The sequence below is a fragment of the Odoribacter lunatus genome, from assembly GCF_943193135.1.
In the GTDB taxonomy this organism is placed as follows: Bacteria; Bacteroidota; Bacteroidia; order Bacteroidales; family Marinifilaceae; genus Culturomica; species Culturomica lunata.
Genome location: NZ_CALPCZ010000014.1, coordinates 1 through 19489, shown reverse-complemented (window position 1 = coordinate 19489; position 19489 = coordinate 1). Strand labels below are relative to the sequence as shown.

At 43.7% G+C, this 19489-nt stretch carries 13 protein-coding genes; 2 read left to right on the top strand and 11 right to left on the bottom strand.

Annotated features, from left to right (window positions below; translation table 11 throughout):
* Window positions 1-299 precede the first annotated feature (299 nt).
* Together NFR61_RS11165 and NFR61_RS06905 are read left to right on the top strand one after the other, a co-directional pair.
* Window positions 300-3218: a glycine-rich protein gene (locus tag NFR61_RS11165; RefSeq protein ID WP_277613062.1), complete on the top strand. Its 2919-nt coding sequence runs from the start codon at window positions 300-302 to the stop codon at window positions 3216-3218.
* A gap of 584 nt (window positions 3219-3802) precedes the next feature.
* Window positions 3803-4075, top strand: coding sequence for a hypothetical protein (locus tag NFR61_RS06905; RefSeq protein ID WP_251622028.1), 273 nt, complete (start codon window positions 3803-3805; stop codon window positions 4073-4075).
* Between the two features lie 66 nt (window positions 4076-4141).
* On the opposite strand, the gene NFR61_RS06900 is transcribed toward NFR61_RS06905, so the two are convergent.
* The 11 genes from NFR61_RS06900 to NFR61_RS06850 form a co-directional block, all read right to left on the bottom strand.
* Window positions 4142-5506, bottom strand: a complete 1365-nt coding sequence (locus NFR61_RS06900; RefSeq protein WP_251622027.1) for an MATE family efflux transporter — start codon at window positions 5504-5506, stop codon at window positions 4142-4144.
* A 23-nt stretch (window positions 5507-5529) separates the two neighbouring features.
* Window positions 5530-8640, bottom strand: a complete 3111-nt coding sequence (locus NFR61_RS06895) for an AsmA family protein (RefSeq protein WP_251622026.1) — start codon at window positions 8638-8640, stop codon at window positions 5530-5532.
* A gap of 72 nt (window positions 8641-8712) precedes the next feature.
* Entirely contained in the window at window positions 8713-9708 is a 996-nt protein-coding gene (locus NFR61_RS06890) for a DUF4837 family protein (protein ID WP_251622023.1), read from the bottom strand.
* Window positions 9709-9753: 45 nt separating this feature from the next.
* The gene (locus NFR61_RS06885; protein WP_251622021.1) at window positions 9754-10509 is read right to left on the bottom strand and encodes a DUF3108 domain-containing protein; all 756 of its coding nucleotides are present in this window, start codon (window positions 10507-10509) and stop codon (window positions 9754-9756) included.
* Complete coding sequence (locus tag NFR61_RS06880; RefSeq protein ID WP_251622020.1) at window positions 10506-12278, bottom strand: Ig-like domain-containing protein; 1773 nt, start codon at window positions 12276-12278, stop codon at window positions 10506-10508. Before NFR61_RS06880 ends, NFR61_RS06885 begins: the two co-directional genes overlap by 4 nt.
* Window positions 12279-12363: 85 nt before the next feature.
* Complete coding sequence (locus tag NFR61_RS06875) at window positions 12364-13065, bottom strand: ComF family protein (protein ID WP_251622019.1); 702 nt, start codon at window positions 13063-13065, stop codon at window positions 12364-12366.
* A gap of 6 nt (window positions 13066-13071) precedes the next feature.
* Window positions 13072-14475: a glycoside hydrolase family 16 protein gene (locus tag NFR61_RS06870; protein WP_251622018.1), complete on the bottom strand. Its 1404-nt coding sequence runs from the start codon at window positions 14473-14475 to the stop codon at window positions 13072-13074.
* 52 nt (window positions 14476-14527) lie between these two features.
* The gene (locus tag NFR61_RS06865; RefSeq protein ID WP_251622017.1) at window positions 14528-15277 is read right to left on the bottom strand and encodes an energy transducer TonB; all 750 of its coding nucleotides are present in this window, start codon (window positions 15275-15277) and stop codon (window positions 14528-14530) included.
* A gap of 21 nt (window positions 15278-15298) precedes the next feature.
* Window positions 15299-16534: an ABC transporter permease gene (locus NFR61_RS06860; protein ID WP_251622016.1), complete on the bottom strand. Its 1236-nt coding sequence runs from the start codon at window positions 16532-16534 to the stop codon at window positions 15299-15301.
* A 323-nt stretch (window positions 16535-16857) separates the two neighbouring features.
* Window positions 16858-18480, bottom strand: coding sequence for a leucine-rich repeat domain-containing protein (locus NFR61_RS06855; protein ID WP_251622015.1), 1623 nt, complete (start codon window positions 18478-18480; stop codon window positions 16858-16860).
* Window positions 18481-18594: 114 nt separating this feature from the next.
* On the bottom strand, window positions 18595-19338 hold the full coding sequence (locus tag NFR61_RS06850) for a DNA-binding domain-containing protein (protein WP_251622014.1): 744 nt from the start codon (window positions 19336-19338) through the stop codon (window positions 18595-18597).
* Window positions 19339-19489 lie beyond the last annotated feature (151 nt).

Here is a 19489-nt window from a genome sequence, read left to right as displayed (position 1 = left end):
TATATTTGTCCCGTTGTGGCAGAGAGACCTGCCATGTAGATATATTATTTTGAAGCGTTTTTGTTTTATCCTTTCTTTAGAAATCGCCAATTTTTAAGTTACGGGGAAAAACAGTACAAACGCTCATGCTTGCCGTATATACGTTCGTGCTATATACAGGTTAAGCGTGGGATAGCTGTTTATTCGTAACGGGGTGTTTGGCGATACCTTAAAGAAGATAAACAGAATAGTTCCCACGCTTTCTTTTTGTCATTAACCACCTTTCCGGGGACTTTCAAGGTGCTAAGTAATTTCTTGATATGAAAAAATTAATCAAGTGTGTCGGAATGCGGCGTCTATGGATGTCGTTGGGGTTGCTGTTTGTCGTGACTCTTTCCGGATTGTTTTCTCCGCCCGTTCTCGGAAACAATATCCGAATCGCGGGTAAACCCCGTGTCGTCAATATCGTCGGCGATACGGCTTTCGTTGAACTGAATCTCTCGTGGGACAACTCCTGGCGGGATGACTTCAACTGGGACGCTGCGTGGGTGTTCCTTAAGTACAAAAAGCGGGGCGCTACCGAACCCTGGCATCACGGCTATCTTGCCCAGTTAGGACACGAAGCCACACCACAAAGCGGAGACGAAGGCGGAGAGTATTCCTTCATGTTCGGTCAGACAGGTACCAAAGTCACTGGTGTTTTCCTTATGCGGGATGAAATCTCCGACGGTAATGTAAGTGTTCGGGTACGGCTTAAATGGCTTTACAAGGCCAACACGAAGAAAGCACTCACTGCCTCCAGTTTCGGCGATAAACTGGATAAAATATACGTTGCTGTTCATGCCATAGAGATGGTATATATCCCCTACGGTAGTTACTATCTCGGGGACAATCAGTCCCACTATGGTTTTGCCCAATCGGGCAAAACCCGCTGCCTTATCGATTCGGAAGCGGCAATAACCCTAATCACTGCCAATCCGTCATCCACGTCTGTTACCTTGCCCGCTGCTTTCCCTAAAGGCTACAAAGGTTTCTATATCATGAAGTACGAGACGAGCCAGGAGCAGTATATGGAGTTTTTGAATTCTCTGACCCTAACACAACAGAAAGCGCATGTGACCAATAACAATTTCTCTACGATGAACCGCGGAGATTACGTTTTTGGGGATATAGCCACCCCGACCCGTCGGAACGGTATCGTCTTTATTGAGCAAAGAGGGAAAGACGGACCCGCCGTGTTCGGCAACAATCTTAACCCGGCCAATGACCTTTTCTCTAAGGATGACGGGCAGACTATTGCCTGCGGTCCTCTCTCTCCCTATGACATGTTAGCGTATTGTGACTGGAGCGGACTGCGCCCTATGAGTGAACTGGAATACGAAAAGGCATGCCGACGTCCTTATCCCCAGATTCCGGCAAAAGGAGAATACGCCTGGAACAGCAATAGCGGAGTCAATCCTCTGACCGCCGAATCCGACCTCCTCTACCCCGGCGACGAGCGGGAACAGTCCGTTAATAAAAACCACAACGTAAATAGCGGAGGCATCATCGATGGTCCTGTAAGGTGCGGAATGTTTGCCACCTCTTCCACCAATCAAACCCAATCCGGAGCTACCTATTGGGGCGTTATGGACATGAGTGGTAATTTAAATGAATTATGTTATGTCGCAACAAGCTCCGGAAAAGGATTCGTTGCTACCAACGTTACTTACTCCCATGGTGACGGAGAACTGAATGCTGATGGTTCGACAGATATTTCTACCAGTTACTGGCCAAATGATGCCGCTGCATTCGGAGTTCGGGGAGGATGCTATCTCAATCCGGACAGCCTGTTGTATACTTCCAACCGTACTAAAGCTCGAGGACTAACTTATACTTCTTTTACCAAAAGATTTAACGATGTTGGTTTCCGGGGAGTACGCACCCTGCTTAACACCACCGGATTTGATGGTGGAGCCATCCTGTGTCCCAACAACACGACACGGGACTCTGTCTGTCCCAGTACGAGCGTGAAATTAACAGGTGTCCTGCCTAACAACAGTGTCGGAAAAATTTCATATTCTTGGTACTACAGTACGGACAGCGGAACTTCGTGGATATTATATTCGGGGAGTACGGGAGCTAACTTACAAGCTTCTTTCTCAAACACAACAACGACATTCAAAGTATACAAAATCAAACGGAAAGCGACTTGTGCCGTCGGCGAAGCAGAAGCCATCGCCACCCTTTACGTCGCTCCCAAACCCTGGACAAGTTCTGTGGAAACTCTTACCAATGCTTATCCTTCCTTTACCGTCACCTCTACGTGGGGTAACATGCCGCAAACGCATTGGAAATTGGAAACTCCCCCTGCGGGAATATCCATTAATAACAAAGGACTTGTAACGGGCTTGACTTCCAATTCCGTCTTTTGGACAAATGTAACGGTATCCTCTGACAAATGCCCGGGACAAGAATGGACAAAAAGACTGGAAATACAAAGAGAGTTTAAATATACGGGAAGTTATCAATCTATTACCTTGGCTCCTGGTAAATACAAAATGGAGTGTTGGGGAGCAAAAGGAGGACGCATCAGAATACAGGGAACATTAAAAACTTCTATTGGTTATGGCGGATACAGCAAAGGCGAATTGGTATTAACTTCTTCAAGAACTTTTTATGCTTATGTTGGAGGAAAGGGTGGAGACGGAGCGAAAAATAAAACAGGAGGAGCCGGGGGATGGAATGGAGGCGGTAAAGGAGGGAACGATGAGGGAGACGATACCGGTGGTGGAGGTGGAGGAGCCAGTGACATCCGTCTAGTCGCCGGGAACCTTTACTCCAGAATCATGGTAGCCGGCGGTGGCGGCAGTGGCGGTGCTGCTGGAGTTGGAGGAGGTTTAACCGGAGGTAATCCAACATCATTAGCTAGTGTCTACATTCAAGCTACACAAACAGCTTATTCCTTTGGAGTAGGAGGCGATGGGAAATATGGAGGAAGTGGCTATAGTGGTGGTGGCGGTGGCGGCGGCGGCTACTATGGTCCAAATACAAATAATAGAAGTCACTCTGGCGGTGGTGGTTCCGGTTTTGTGTCCGGGATGGCGGGATGCAACGCCATTACGGGCGACGGGAATCTAACCCCGACAGGGCAACCCAATCATTACAGCGGTCTTGTCTTCCAAAATGCTAGTATGTCAAGCGGAGTACAAACAGAAGATGGAAACGGACAAGTACGAATCAGCCCCGTCGTTCCATAGTCCCAAAAGAATGGCTGCAAAAGAAAATAGTGTTAAAAATTTAAGCCGCTGTTAGCGGTACATAACAAATGTTTAGGATTTAACACCGCAACTTGCAGGAACAAATTCTCTCGAACGGGTGACTTTCTGCAAACCGCGGCAAGAAAAAACAAATACAAACTGGAAACGGATTGGTAAGAATGAAAAAATAGGACAATGGAGCAGTGGAAAAATGCTTTTTCCATTGTTCCGTTTCTACCAATTTTTTTTACTCCAAAAAATAAAGGATATGTTTTCTACTAAAAAAGAGGCTCTTTTTGCATCAAAAACATACTCTTTTTGTACTGAAAAGAGCCTCTTTTTTTCAAACTAAGTATCCATTTTCAATTAATGCCCGCGAAAAAACAAATAAATATCTGATATTAAAAACATTAGCAATCATCATTTAGATACATCCGGCTTAATGACCCAACCCGTTATTTTTAAACCTATCGTTTTGCTACCGAAAACCTATCGTTTTTGAGACAAAAACGATAGGTTTTTAACATGAAAATGATAGGTTTTCCGAAAAGGGGTATTTTTAGCCGAAAAAAATGCACAGTTTCATGATGAAAAATCAAAGAGGTAAGAAACTGATGATACGGCCAAGACAATGGCTTTTTATCTTTTACATAAATCGTCTGTTTTCAACCTCAAATCTTATATATTTACAAAAAGTGCCAATATTGGCAAAAATAATAAATGAGTTATTTGGCAGTTTGCATCTTTTGAGTTATCTTGGTATTTACAAAAACATCAATCCCTGGTATACTGAAGAGGGTGTCTTGATAATGGGGTTGTTTGATTTTTTATTGAACACTTCAAGTCTTGATTATTAGCTTAAGAAGCCGAAAAAAACACGATTTCATGATGAAAAATCAAAGAGTTTAAAAAGCCTTTTCAACTTAAGAATGCAAGGCGAAGGCTTTTTTCCGGATAATCAGGTAGGCAACGTATACGGCGATGCCGGTTATGACCCATGATATGGGATAGACGTACATCAGGACTTCAAAGCTGCCGTACCGGGGTGTGACGGTATATATCCATAATAGCCGGAATAAGCATGTTCCGAATATGGTCAGAATGGTGGGAGTCATGGAATATCCCAATCCCCGCAGTGCCGCCCCGCTTATTTCGTAGCTGCACGCGATGAACTGAAAGAGCAAGACGTAACGCATGCGTATGGAGGCGTAATGTATAACTTCCGGACTGGAGGTGAACATACTTACGAAAAGTTCCCGCTGCCAAGCGATGACTATGTTCAGAACGGCACAACTGACGAATGCCATGAGCATGCTTTGCCGGAAGATTTTTTTACAACGCTCTATCTGCCCCGCCCCGTAGTTCTGACTGATGAAGGCTACCGCCGACTGTGCAAAAGCACTAATGACAAAGTAACAGTAGTATTCAAAATTGACAGCCGCCGAGGAGCCTGCTACTGCATCGGAACCGAATTTGTTGATGGTGGAAAGGATAAATACGTTGGAGATGGAAAATACCACTCCCTGTACTCCCGCCGGTATGCCTATCTGAAGTATTTTTTTCAATTCCCGCCGGGCTATCGACATTTTTTTCCATTCAAGACGGAAGGCGCCTTCTTCGTGTGTCAATAACCAGATGATTATGGCAGCGTTTACGATGTTCGACACGACTGTCGCAATGGCTACCCCTGCGACACTCATTTCAAATACGATGACTAAAAGCAGGTTTAGTCCTACATTGACAATGCCGGCCGCAATGAGGCTATAGAAGGGCCTTTTGGTGTCTCCCATACTCCGGAGTATGGCCGCCCCGAAGTTATAAATCATCATGAACGGCATTCCCAGGAAGTAAATCCGCAGATAAAGGGTGGCAAGGTCTATGACATCTTCGGGGGTATCCATCAGCTCCAATAAGGGCCTGGCGATGGATAAACCGAGCGCAAGCAAAAGGAGGCCGCTGGCCAAGGCAATGACCGCAACGGTATGAATGGCGTTCCGGATACCTTTTTCGTCCTGTTGCCCGATGTAGTGGGCTATAACGACGTTGGCCCCGACGGAGATTCCGACAAACAAGTTTATCATCAAACTGATTATCAAACCGTTGCTCCCAACAGCCGCCAATGCCTGACTACTTGCAAATTTCCCGACTACGGCAACGTCTACCGAGTTAAACGACTGTTGCAGGATTCCACTGGCTATCAACGGTAAAGCGAATGTCAGTATTTTCCGAAACAGACCGCCATGTAACATGTCCATCCGAACGGTTGCCCGCGGTTTATTTTGCTCCATGTTTCTCCCCGCTTTTTTGTTTATCAGTTATCCAATTCGTTGTTTCCTCCCTCTCTCAATATGGTGCGAATCCGCTGTCTCAAACTTACCTGCGCGCTGTCCAGTTTCGTCTGCCGGGAAGGGATGAACCAATCTTTGTATTTTGCTTTTGTAACCCGGAATTTCATTTTATCCAGCGTACCGGAAATATCTACTCCCGCACGGAAAGGCAAGGGCGATTTCAACAGTGATACATGGTATTTAAAGCTCATGTCCATGTTGTGCTCTCCTCCCACTGCTACTTTGTAGCGGTCGATTTCCAACAGGAAGGGGAATATTTCCACTACTCCGTCCCGTACCAAGATGTCTACCGAAATGCTGTCTATCATATTCTTCTGTTTGTTTTTAAACCACAGCATTTTCGATATTTCAGCAAAGGTTTCCCCGTCCATCAGCACCAAATCGTGTCCGTCCAGATAGGCCGCTCCCCGCAAGGTCGGCAAATCAACCATCAACGTGGAATCCAACCAGGCCTCGGCAGATACATTGAAGTCTACAACGCCTTCAAGTGAACGCAACATCGGGAAGAGTGTATCCAATGAGGGCATCATCCTTATCAGACTGTCTACCTGGATTTCGTGCATTTTCAAGGCAAATCCCGTATAGGCCCGCAAGGTATCGGTGGCTTTGTAGATACCCGTAGCATTCATGTCTGCCGCTGCGGAACGCAATGTCAAATCGGAAAGCTGGATGCACTGGTTTTTCATCACGACTTCTCCGTGTATGCTATCCATCAACAGTTTACCGAATATCATCCGGTCTATATCCATCCGGAAGAGGAAATCTATTCCCGGAGGAACGACAAATACAGTATTGTTTTCCGAGTAGACGATGGTATCGCTGACTGCCGATAAGTCATCCAAATTTTCTTCGTTACCGTTCACGGTTTCCTGTCTTTGTTCCGCTGTTTTGTTCATATAAGCGGTCCCGGCATCCAATGCCCTCATCAGCTGGTTGCAGTTTACCATACGTGATTTGACAGCCAATGACGCATATAGTGTATCATGCCGGAAAAATGCTTTCCACAGGTTTGTCACGCTTCCCGTCAGACGCACATCCGAACGTCCCAAGCGTAATTGGGCCGAATCCAATTGTATTTCCTTGCGATTGAAGTGTATCCGTGTTCCCGGCATACTGACACGCAAGGGGAAGTAAGGCGTGAATGCCCGCAAGCCCGTGAAATCAACATATCCCGAAGGAATCCATACTTTATCGTCCCGCCGAGTGCGCGTCGCATTCAGCTGAATGTCCGCTTTGGCCATGTTCAAGCGATTTCCCATTGAACGTAGCCGTAAACTATCTACCTGTAAATGGGATTCTATACGAGGTACTTTCGGGTTTCTTTTGGTCGGCATCAATTTTGCTTTTACGTCCGCCCGTTTCATCCCCAGCAGTAACGTGTCTTTTACGATAAGCAATGTCCTTCCGAGGTGCATACCGGAATTTACGGTCGCAATGGTGGTTGTGTCCCGCAGAGGCGTTGTTTTTAAGGTAACATACGCCGAATCCATTTTCAGATTTATCCTGTTTCTTACAAATACATCCAATCCGGTATATCCTACGATTCCATTTAATAAATCCACACCTTGCGTGACTTTCTCGTTTGCCCGGTTGGTGGCAAATGCCAATCCGGCGGATTTAACCTGGGCGCTGATGCTGTCTTGCGGTATAAATACCGATACGTCCTGCATTTTACACCAACCTCCCAATTTCAATTGCCCGTAATTTCCTCCCGTTATATCCGACATCAAGACTTTTGTCCGCAATGAGGCATCTATTTTTCCCTGACAGGTTACTCCGTCCGTCAGCGGGAATACATTGGTTATATCGTCAAAATCTACCTGGGCTTTTACCTGGGCTTTTATGACCGGGTCAGTCAATACGTCTTCGATGAGCGCTTCCGCGTCTATATCCGTCTTGCCTCCTTTCAGGCAAAAACTGTTCAATTTTACGACGGAGGGCTGCTGTTTCTGCAAATCGATTACTGCTTCAAAATCGGCATCCAATGCCTCTATACGGGAGGGCATTTCTTCATAGGCGACATAGCCGTCTTTGATGCGGAAAGCTGCGGTAATGAGGGGTACATTCTTTTTCCCATAGCTTCCCCGGATATCTCCGGTACACAGGATGTCTCCCCGTATGTCGGCCTTGTGGTCTTTCTGCAATACGGCTTCCGGTACTAAGTCGATTAAGGTTTTCAGGGAGGGTATATGTATCCCGTATTTTACATTCACGTCAAGCAGGCGTTGCACGGTGTCCGCCTTGACAGTTCCTCCGGCACCGAATTTTATTCCATTTACGGTAAATACGGCTTTATCCAATTTATATTGGAGGGAGTCGCGATTAATGCTCATGCCTGACTGCATGGCGAATGCCAGATTTTTTACCAATAATTTTCCTTCCTGCCAAAATAATATTTTCTTCGCATCGAAATCCAATTGCAAGTCCGCCGTACGCCCCAAGAAATTACCATCTATCCCTATGTCCATTCCTTCTATCCGCGTATAGAGGTCTGTGCTACGGTCATTTAATATCAAGTGTCCGTTTATTATCCTTACGTTTTTTATATCCAAAAGCATTTCTTCCGACTCTTCCTGCGTTTTCACCGTGTCTACAACAGTCGTATCGGAGGTCTGTTCAAAAATATTCCAGTTGGCCACTCCTTCCTGGTCCACATACGCGTATATCCTAGGATGATCTATAACGAAGTCTTTTACTTTTATTTTCTTTTTCTTCAAATAGGCCATCGGATTTACGGTAATCAAGGCTTTGTCGATATACATTAATGAGTCGCGTTCGACAGCCGTTGCCGATGAGTCCCTGAATACCCCCGAAATAATATGGGCATCCGAGATTTCCATTCCGAAATCGGGGAAGGTGGAGAAGAATGTCAGGTCTATTTTTCCAATCCGGGTCTCCGCCTTGAGATATTCATTTGCCATTTTTTCAACAAACGGGGTCAGTTTTTCGGAAGTAAATATGAAGTTGATGGCCAAGGCTACTCCTATCAACACTAATACAACCAACGAAAGGAAGGAGACACACACCCATTTCAAGCCTCTCTTCCACAAAGCTTTCTTTACTTTTTCAGTCATGATAAACTATGTATATAAAATCACATTTTCAAATAACGCAGCACACTATATTCGGGATGAGTAACCGTTTTTTCAGTCCACGAATCCGGTAGAGAATAAGATTGCTTCCACTTTTCTCACCATGTTCCGTTTTTTATCATCGGGAGCATAAACGTATCCCATCATGTATACAACCCGATCGTTTTTCTCATCCAATACGGTATTTAATACGAAAGGCCCTCCCATAAAATCGTTTACGACCGTCCACAGACCTTTCATCATTACGGCATAATGGTTTTCGTCGTAATTATAGGTTTCCGTTACAAGCGGAGTTTTGGTATCTATCGCCATGTAGGTGCCTGCCAAGGGTCCGGGGATGTTGCGTTGCAAAGCAACATTGACCGTGTCAATGATTCTATCGTACTGCAACTGCCCGATTCCTTCATATTTCCGCTGTATTACGATTATTCCCCTACTGTCTACTTTGGTTTCCCTAGATATCCATACAAAATCTTTCAGGTCTTTATTGACGTTGTATCCGAAAGGTATGTAACAGTAAAGTTTGTATTTGTTTTTCATCAATTCGGCAATTTTCGGCTCCGGCTTTTGCTTGTTCAATGCTATTTGCCTGTCGCGCTCCGCTTTCATGAATACATCCATCATTTCCTGCTTATGGGCATTGAATTCCTGTATGAAGGAAGCTCTGTCTGGTGCCATAATCTGAAAATATTTCTGTCCGCGCACCCACGGGCTTTCCCGGAATTCAAATTCCGCCAATTGGATGTCGGGAGAGATTTTCGCATACAAGATGTTCCGGTAGGCTTTTATATTGCCTTCAAAGGAGCTTCGGGGCAGATTAATTATATCAAACATCGGCTCCGGCTGCGGTAATCCCAATTGTTCCTGCCGGAACCAGTCTTTCACGGTATCCCCCGCTGGACTGTTCCAATCATTTTTATCCATGATTACCAAAACTTCATTGGTTGCTCCGGAAAAGGTAGCCAACGGCGCTTTACGGTCATTGCATGAGAATAGTGTAAAAACTACAAGCAGCCATGCCAAGAAACGAATTAAAGCAATTGTTTTCATAAGCGACAATTCTTATTTATTGATTATTTTATTTCTGTACCCTATTTATTTTTTCACTTCCAATATTCCTTTTACCGACCCGACAAGGATTTTTGCCTCGACCATCAGAGGTATTCTGTTTTCATCTTTGCTTACCCAGATTTTCATTCCCTCTCCCCCTTTAAATACATCGCCTTTTACCAACAGAGGCGAAAATACATAGGCATCCCTCTTTTTGCCCCCGATTTTTATTTCATCCGTACCTAAAAAACGTACGTACAAATCATGGATTTTGTCGTCCAGTAATATTTTGATAGGTATCGTGTCCTGTGAATGATAGGAATCAAAGTCCAAACCTCTCGCTTTCCAAGCTACCGATAACATGTCATAGGTGTCCGGCTGCAACGGTATTGTATCCCGCTTTTTGTAGCGATCTATTTTATGTATATCGGCAAAAATCCGGTTGTTGTCGTAATCCCAAAGGTAGTCGAAGGTTTTGTGATAACTCCCTTCATGTGCTTTGCGGGAAAATTCATAAGGTAAAAAGGTGTGTTGATTAAAATGGGTGATTAAGGTATCCCGCATTTTAAACATCCAATCCCATGAAGGCAATGAAGTTCCGACCGCTTCCAATTTCAAGGCATCAGGATATTTTTCCGATTCCTCTACCCGAAATGTGACGATTCCCGCCCTCATCCATATAATTCCCCAATTGTAGTATCCCGAATAAGTGAATTCCTCGTCTTTAGGGAAGACACTTATTTGTGCCGAAATTTCCAAAAATCCCCCCCATATCAGTATAAAAACAATTATTTTCTTCATTGTTTCAGATTAAATTCCTGTTCAATATCGAAATTCTGTCGAACATCTAATTCTCCCGGGAGATAAACAATTTTTTCCGGCTGGATTCCTTTTAAGTATAATCCCGTATCCCATTTACCGTTGCGGTTTTCATCAAATATTGCCCTGACACCGTATTTCCCTGCTTTCAAGTAGTCAAACTCAACTTCTCCCGCTTCCTGTATGATTTTTTCATCCACGATGGTAAAAATCTTGTGTCCGTTTTCGCTTTTTTTGTTTTCAGCCTTATAAAGTTGAATCAGCAGCTGCCCTTTTCCCTCCTGAATATGCAAAAGCAGTTTTCCATACGCTTCTTTGTTCAATACTTTAAATTTTTTCTCTAATTTGTTATTATGATTCCCATAAATGTCCGTCATGGCCGCAGAGTCGATTGTCAGCATGTATTCGCCGTCCGGCTTCCATTCCGTTTTCAGTTCGTACCTCCGCACTGACTGCGAGTCTCTTGTCAGCTCGTATTTCACCGGTTGATAAAGGGTATCTATTTTTTCCCATAATCTGATGCTATCCAAGTGTCCCGCCAAGGGTTTTTCAAATTCCAGCCCGATGCCCTTGTTTAAATCCTGCTCACTTTTTAAGCTCGAAGATATGTTTAAAAAGGTCATGTCCGGTTTCTTTTTATCGGAGGTATTTTTGTCCGTATATACCAATCTTACGGTATCCGTATAAGGCGAGTTACAATTTAAGGAGTCCGTACGTAAATACGATAATCTGAAATGCAAGGTGTCTCGCTTATAAACCGCAGAATCGGTCAGCCAGAGGTTTATCGTGTCTTTCCCGGCAGATTGTTCTGCTATATACCAAGGGGTATTCAGTGCCGTATCCAACAACTCTATCTTGAAGTCATTTTCCCCCGGTATGCTAAAAGTAAAAAACAAGGCTTCCCGACGCTGCCGGTCGCTATTGGTCATATACAGTTTTGTCTGGGTCTCCTGAAATAAACGCAAATATAAGTTGTTCGGGCCGTAAGCCAGGTAGTGCGTGGTTACGACGGAGTCTTCTCCCAATGTATCTACCCGGCTCATTTCCATCATTACCGGATGTACGAGAGAATCCATAAATCCGATTTGTTCCGCTTCCGGCACATATTTATAGTCCCGGTTGTCGTCCATCACCGCCACTATCTTGTAGTCCGCTTCTTTCAGATTCGTGAGACGGAAGAATCCGGCACTGTCCGTCCTCGCCATGTAATCGGGCAGTTGTGTGATAGGCACCGAATCCGCATCATCCCGATAAATAAATACATAGGCGTTGTATACCGGCTCATTGGTTTCAGCATCCACAACATTCCCGCTCAATTCGAGGGTATCGATTGAATTGCCCGTGGAAAAGACATAGCGATAGTATCCCAAGGGATTTCCCTCGTTATTATCAACTATGGCATCCGCGAAGTCCATGCTATATGTTGTTTCCGGACGTAAAGAATCTTGTATTTCCACCAGAATGTATTTCCCTCGCAAGCGGACTTTCGGCTTTTTAGCCTGAGGTGGAGAGATGATGAATTTTTCGTTCACATTTTTTAATTGAACGAATTCATCAAAATAGATACTCACACTTTTTCTATCGAAGTTCAGGTTAAAAGAACCGGGACGCTCTTCCACCACATGCGGAGGGGTTACATCTTTTGGGCCTCCTTCCGGATACCCTTTGTTCGCGCATGAATAAATGATGCTCCCCATGAATAACCATCGGCAAAACAGCCTCCAACCTGCCAATAAATGTCCTTTATCCATAAACTATTTTTACTATTGAACAACAAAGATAGTGCAAGTTGAATACAAAGTCAAACTTGCTTAAACAATTCCGCCCAAGTTCCTTTTATGCCAACGGACGCGCCAGACAAGCCAAGGTGTATCGTACGTTTCCGGCATCCGCCAATACTTTCAGGCAGGAGGAAACGGTTGCTCCCGTAGTGATTACATCATCAACAACCAACAAGTGTTTTCCGTTAATTTTCGCAGGGTTACGCAATTCAAATATGTTTTCAACGTTCCTACGCCTTTCTTCCGGCTCCAAACCGGTTTGTGAAATGTTGTCTTTTACCCGAACAATTACATCTTCCCATACCTCTATCCCCAATGCTTCGGAAATACCGCACGCTATCCGCTGCGACTGGTTGAAGCCCCGTTTTTTCTCCCGGGCAGCATGTAAAGGTACCGGTATAATCGCGTCCGCCTGTATTTTTCCCCGCATTCTCTCTCCCAACATTTTTCCGAGAAAGATTCCCAATTCTTTTTGCGAACGATATTTTACAGCATGTACAAGGTTTTTATATTTGCTGTATTTATTGTAATAGAAAAGAGAATGAAATCCTTCCGGCCTGCATTTTTCCTCAAAAGAAGAAAATAATCCGTCTCCTGAAATCAAGGCCGCATCAAAAAAAGGAAAGTCGTATAAACATGAAGTACACAGGAGATTTTCCCCTCTTGTCAGACCCGTTCCGCATACACAACACAGACGGGGATATAAAAGTTCTATCAAGGCATTAAGAAAAGAAAGCCCTATCCCCCTGTGCGGCATAAACAGTTAGTCTTTCATTTTATAAAAACGTACCCAACCTATCTCCATGACCGCCGGTACCATCCGTTCAGAAGGCTCACTGGTCGTTCCCAGACTAAAACCTATATACATCGGTGTATCCGGCACACCTTCATTTATTTCTTTCACGACCGTATCGTTGATTTTCCACACCATCCTGTCCCGTGTCCATTCCAATGTAAATATATAATAGTCATTCGGCAGTTTTACACCGTTCAATGCCTGCACCGTATTGATACATTGTGTCCGCAAATTATACATTGTTCCCATTTTCAATCCCTCCGGACCATTTTCCATAATCTGCACATGAGGCATCTCGTTATCCCCCCTCATCCAGAAACATTGTTTAACTTCGGTACGGGACAATTTTATTTTCGCTTCAAATTTTCCGAAACATTGCCGGAAATCAATAGCAGTACTCAACATGCCCGAGGTGTAATCAAAACTCTTTTCCCGAATACCCAAAGCCCTATCCCAATATTTACCGATAATTGATTCTTTCTTAAAATTCAGCATTACTGAATTCTTGGTAAAATTCACATTTTCGGGAGTAAATAATTGCACGTCTTCCCCAACGGCATAAGTATCGTTCAAGAATCGCTCGCCCGCATAATAACGGGTTATCCAATGATCCGTATCCAATTTGCCCTGATTGAAGTTATCCCTGAATACCAATTCCCATTTACACATACTCTGGAAATTCACATCGGCACAGAGGGTAAAATATTTTATAAGGTCAGAGCGTTTTTTCAACTGCTCAAATTCACACAGCAGTTTGTAATCATCGGTGGTCAGATATCTCTTTTTATTAAGAAGATATTCCCGATTTTTTTTGAAGTCCTCCGATTTTATATATTCGGCCAGCCGCTCAAATTCCTCCGGAACCGAGCTTTCTTTCATTTTTTGGTAAGACTTGAATTTTTTAAGTTTTTCAAAACGAAGCAAAGCTTTTATCCTTGCGTCTTTCAATACTTTTTTATAAGCCAGGTACTCTTCCGGCCTTAATTTTTTATCAAACCCAGCGGCATTGACAATGACCCGCAACTCTGCATACCGCTCGTACTCCGGAGAGGCCTTCGCAGTCAAATAACCCTTCAATTCCTGAGATTCGCGAATAATGTAGTAGGATTTCAGGTCGGCGGATTTCAGTAATTTCTTATACTTCTTTTCCGCTACATAATATTCACTGTTCTTATAGGACAATTGTTCTATTTTCCGGCGCCGCTCTTTAAATGCAGGACTATTTACGAATTCGTCCAACTCTTTATAACGCTTCAAATCCTCGCTGTTCGCTATCCGGTTATAGATTTCATAATCTTCATCGAACACTTTCCGTAAAGTCTCAGCCTCATACGTACTGCGAAACTTTTTATTTTTTGAAAAAAATCCCATAAATTCCTCTTAAACAAAGCAAAGTTAATGCAATAATTTTAAACACCAAACGCTATTGTTTCACAAAATGATATGTAATCGTTCCCGTCTGCGACACCGGCGCATCGGGTTTCTCATTAAATCTGGAACGCAAAGCGGCATTCACGGCCGCTTCGTGCAAGCATTCATCCATATCGGAATCCGCTTCACTAACGACTGCCCGCTGTACGGCCCCTCCCCTGTTTACCGCTATTCTCACGACCACCTTCCCACCAAACTCACACTGAAAAACAGGTATCGGCAATAAACGGGCAAACCGCCCTTCCACTTTATAGGATACGCTGCTTTTCCCTGAATAAAATGTAGACTTCAATGAGTCCAACATGGCTTCTTTCTTATCTGTAGCGTGCTGCAAACTATCCGATTTATAATTCCGGTCTTTTTTCGGTTTATATCGTCCCGAGGAGGATTGGTTACGGTCTAATTCCTCCCTTATTTCTTCTATATATCGCTCGACATTGCCTCCCGACTGCTTGCGCGATTCGACATTTTCATTCACTGCTATGGAGCGTAACATTTTCTGAATTTCTTCCCGGGATACTCTTTTACGGATTTCCTCTTTTTTCAATTTTTCTTCCAGCAGTTTCTGCCGTACCTGCTCGGGCGGGGCTGCCAATTCTATTTCGACCCTTTCGGGCTGGCGCAGTCCGGCAATTTCCATACTAAGCAGCAATATCGCCAACAAGAGATGGAATATCACGGTACCCATAATTCCGTATTTATGGGCATATAATTTTTTCACTATGTTCTCTTTCCAGCTCATGCTCTCATTTTTTCCTTCCCGCTATTCAAAGCGAATGGTTTTTATAGGCCGTATCCGCGATATTAACATGGTCGGCACAATCAACATGGATACGGAAACTACCAATACTCCTATGTTCAACCATACGACATACCACAAATTGAAATAAACAGGCACCGTATCCATGTAATAGGTAGCAGGGTCCAAGCGGACGATATGGAAATAATATTGCACCGCCCCCAATGTAAATGCCAAAACATTTCCCCATACCATTCCCTTACCTATCAACCCCGCCGATATATACAAAAACAGTTTCCGCAAATTGACATTTTTATAGCCCAATGACTTCAAGATGCCTATCAACAATGTTTTATCCAGAATCAGTATCAACAGCCCCGACACCATATTGAAGCCGGCTACCGTCAATAACAATATCAGGATGACCCATACGTTCATATTCAACAATTCCAGCCAGTCGAAGACTGCCGGCGATCTGTCGTACAATGTTTCTATTTTATAAAAATCATTTCCGTTCTCCAAGGGCAATGTTTCATCCATTTCCTCATAGACCGCAGGAAGATGCGCTATATCCGTCACATCTACGGCTATTCCGGTCATTTCTTCCTTATTCCAGGCATTCAGACGTTGCAGATGCCGCAAATCACACAATACAAATATGTCATCGTATTCCTTGAACCCCGTATTGTATATTCCCGCTACCGTAAAAACCCGCACACGGGGAGGTTCCTGCACAAAGTGTGCCTGTATCTTATCCCCTACGCTTAAATCCAGCATCGAAGCGATATTGCCCGAAAGCAATATTTCCGAGGAAGTTTGACTGCCCGTAAAATCAGGCATCCGCCCCTGTTTTAAATTGTCACGGAAGAAAGAAGCATGGAAAGAGGAATCCACCCCATACAGAATAGCCCCATGTATTTCTTTTTCACTTTTCAGGATGGTCGGTTTCATCACATAACCGTGAAAAGAAGCAACCCCTTTTATCCGCTTCAATCCCTCCACCAATGTATCCGTCACTACGATTCTTCCTCCTGTGTAGGAGTTGTAATTTCCATAAGAGACGATGTTCAAATGAGAAGAAAAGCCCGTTACCTTATCCGTAATCTCTTTCTTGAATCCTGTAATAATAAAGACTGAAAGCAACATCACGCACATCCCCAGCGCAATCCCCACCAATGCTATACGGACAATCGGAACCGATACGGAATGTTTATCGCTTCCTTTTAATAACCTGCGTGCTATAAATAATTCCAGATTCACTCTTTTGGGCTTAAACTCCGGCAAAAATAAAGCAAATCATTTAACTTAGCAATGACACACCGATACTTATTATAACCGTGATTATCCAGATAATTACAATAAACCCGCCATGCTCTTTTTACTTCTTTAACTTATTGTATATCTTTCGTTTCATAAACTAAAACCACATTTTCAAGGGCAAATACATGAAAATGACTAATTTTCCAGATAATCTACGGTGGAAATTTGTCAGAGATTTCTATAGGAGAATAGACAAACCGCAGGCTGATTCCGGCTTCATGCGGAATGAACCTGCGGTTAAATAATTTCCGAAAATTCTAAGATCACTCCGCCTTGCGGAAATGGATGCGAATGGTTTTGCCGGCGTACGTCCAGCTTTTACCGTCAGAACCATCGCCTTCGCTATTAAATTTCATATTTTCCGGAATTGTGCTATTGTCAAACCAAGCCGTCACAGGGAAAAGGCTCTCCCCGTCGCCAGGATTACCATAACAATACAAATAAATCAAGGCAGTATTCTGGCTTACATCCAAAGAAGTAAGTTGATTACCATAACAATACAAATAAATCAAGGCAGTATTATTACTTACATCCAAAGAAGTAAGTTGATTATCCTCACACCTCAAATAAGTCAAGGCAGTATTATTACTTACATCCAAAGAAGTAAGTTGATTATCCTCACACCTCAAATAAGTCAAGGCAGTATTCCCGCTCACATCCAAAGAAGTAAGTTGATTATAATTACACCACAACAGAGTCAAGGCGGTATTCTGACTCACATCCAAAGAAGTAAGTTGATTTTCACTACAATACAACTCGGACAAAGCTGAATTTTGGCTCATATCCAAAGAAGCAAGTTGATTAGAAAAGCATTCCAAAATGGTCAATGCAGGATTCCCGCTCACATCCAAAGAAGTAAGTTGATTATCACTACAATACAACTCGGACAAAGCTGAATTTTGGCTCATATCCAAAGACGTGAGTTTGTTGCCCCTGCAATTTAACGTAGTCAACGCTGTATTCTGGCTCACATCCAAAGAAGCAAGTTGATTATCACTACAATACAACTCGGACAAAGCTGAATTTTGGCTCACATCCAAAGAAGTGAGTTGATTCCAATAGCAAATCAAATAAGTCAACGCAGGATTCCCGCTCACATCCAAAGAAGTGAGTTGATTCCAATAGCAAATCAAATAAGTCAACGCAGGATTCCCGCTCACATCCAAAGAAGTTAGTTGATTAGCAGCACAAAACAACTCAATCAATGCAGGATTCCCACTCACATCCAAAGACGTGAGTTTGTTGCCACTGCAATTCAACGTAGTCAACGCTGTATTCTGGCTTACATCCAAAGAAGTGAGTTTGTTGCCACTGCAATTCAACGTAGTCAACGCTGTATTCTGGCTTACATCCAAAGAAGTGAGTTGATTATAATAACAAGACAAGTCGGTCAATGCTGCATTCTTACTCACATCCAAAGAAGCCAATGGATTATTACCACAGGATAATTCGGCCAAGACCGTATTTTTACTTACGTCTAACACTTTTAGTTGATTACTATCACAATACAACTCAGACAATGCTGAATTTTGGCTCACATCCAAAGATGTAAGTTGATTAGAACCACACCCCAAACCAGTCAAGGCGGTATTCCGGCTTACATCCAATGAAGTAAGTTCATTACCACGACAATCCAAATAAGTCAATGATTCAAAATACTCTATTCCCGCCAAGGAGGTCAAACCATTAAAACTGACATCAAGGGAATCAATATCTTTAACCTCATCATAAGTAATTTTTGTACAATCGGAGATATATCCTTTTTCTTGTAACACTTTTGCAAAAGCAGGGGCAAAATCCGAAATTTTGTCATCTACCTTATCATGATCCTTGCTGCACCCCGCCAGCAAAGCCACGCACAGCATACAATATAATAGTTGTTTCATAGTTATTTTTATTTGTAGTTATTAATTTCCGCATGGGGATGTCCCATACGCTCGAATGGGAGTATGTCACACGCCCGTGTGGGGATGCCCCATACGGACGTGTGGGACACCTCACTAATTCTGCTCTGCTTCCGGAACGTTCAACACTTTCTCAAAACGTGTGGTACGTGCCTGTTTCAACAGACTGCCCCCCGCCGAATACTGCGTGGTCAGTTCCAGATGGTAGTCGCCTGGTGTCAGCTTCGGTACACGGAATGATAACGACGACGGATTGTTTACCGTCAGACGGCGCATATCCACCGGTATGACGCTGTTATCGTCCACACGGATGAAGCGGATGCCATTGCCTTCGTCCTCGCCGGCTATCTGTATATTACGCCCTTTCACCGTCACCACTTCGTCGGGGGTTATCAAACCGTTCAACTCGCCCGTCCACGTATCCGTCACGCCCGAAATCTCCGGACCTGCGGAAGAGACGCCCAACACCTCTACCCCCACCTGTTTGATGCCTTCCCGCAATGCTGCACTCAATTGGAAATTCACACTCACTTTGTGCTTCTTCTCGTCAAATGTTTCATTCTTATCATACCACACACCCGACACGCTCGGATAAGCATAGAACACGCCCGTTCCCACACTGAAGCCGGCAAGCAACTTGTTACGGATTATCCGGTCACCACGATTCAGAATGTCAATTAGTGTTTCTAACTGAAATTCAGTACCTTCCTCCTGCAATGCCTTCGCAATGTCCCCGACTGTTACCATGTTGCCCGCTTTCACCTTGAGTGTGAAGTCATTCGGGTCTTCCGTCAGCGGATTATCCAATAACCAACCTTGCCAAAAATACTGTTTTGCCATACTAAAATTATTTAAGAATTAATAGTCACCGATTACATACCATAATCGTTTTATAATAAACACATTACACAACCAAAAAAACGTAGGTTTAAAATGGCGGAGTTTCAGGTAATAATAAGCATCCAAAACCTATAATTGTAAATTTTGTAAA